The sequence below is a fragment of the Streptomyces luteosporeus genome, assembly GCF_039532865.1.
Classification (GTDB): domain Bacteria; phylum Actinomycetota; class Actinomycetes; order Streptomycetales; family Streptomycetaceae; genus Streptomyces; species Streptomyces luteosporeus.
In genome coordinates, this window is record NZ_BAAASL010000062.1 from 1 (window position 1) to 859 (window position 859).

Here is an 859-nt window from a genome sequence, read left to right on the forward strand (position 1 = left end):
TGAGTGGTGGAGACGGTCGAGGTCCGGGTAATTCAGGTCTGGGACATAATGGTGGTCAGGCCAGTGGGAATGTGAACGGTACGTCTGGTAAAGGTGGCCCTTCATCAGGTGGTGGTACGGATCCAAACAGCGGGCCGGGCTGGGGTACGACGCATACGCCGAATGGAGATATTCATAACTATAATCCGGGGGAGTTTGGTAACGGCGGGAGTAAACCCGGTGGTAATGGTGGTAACAGCGGCAATCATAGCGGTAGCTCTGGTGGCGGACAGTCTTCGGCCACTGCGATGGCCTTCGGTCTGCCTGCCCTGGCTACTCCGGGGGCTGAAGGACTGGCTTTATCAGTTTCCGGCGATGCGTTGTCGGCCGCCGTTGCTGATGTGCTGGCTGCCCTGAAGGGGCCGTTTAAGTTTGGTCTGTGGGGGATTGCGATCTACGGTGTGCTGCCTTCTGAGATTGCAAAAGATGATCCGAAAATGATGTCAAAAATTATGACGTCATTACCGGCCGATGCGGTGACGGAGACTCCGGCAAGTACTTTACCACTGGACCAGGCGACGGTTCGTGTCAGACAACGGGTTGTGGATGTGGTGAAGGATGAGCGGCAGCATATTGCGGTTGTCGCAGGTCGGCCAATGAGTGTCCCTGTGGTGGATGCGAAACCGACAAAACGTCCGGGGGTATTCAGTGTGTCGATTCCGGGTCTCCCGTCTCTGCAGGTGAGCGTACCGAAAGGTGTTCCGACAGCGAAAGCCCCGCCAAAAGGCATTGTTGCTGAAAAAGGTGATTCACGTCCGGCTGGTTTTACAGCCGGTGGTAACTCCCGTGAGGCCGTTATTCGTTTCCCGAAAGAGACCGG

The 859-nt window shown here is 56.3% G+C and carries 1 protein-coding gene; it reads left to right on the forward strand.

What is annotated here, in order from left to right:
- Nucleotides 1–71: 71 nt before the first annotated feature.
- Nucleotides 72–859 (forward strand): colicin-like bacteriocin tRNase domain-containing protein (locus ABD361_RS30405; protein ID WP_425583373.1); only part of this gene is annotated, 788 nt, incomplete at its 3' end.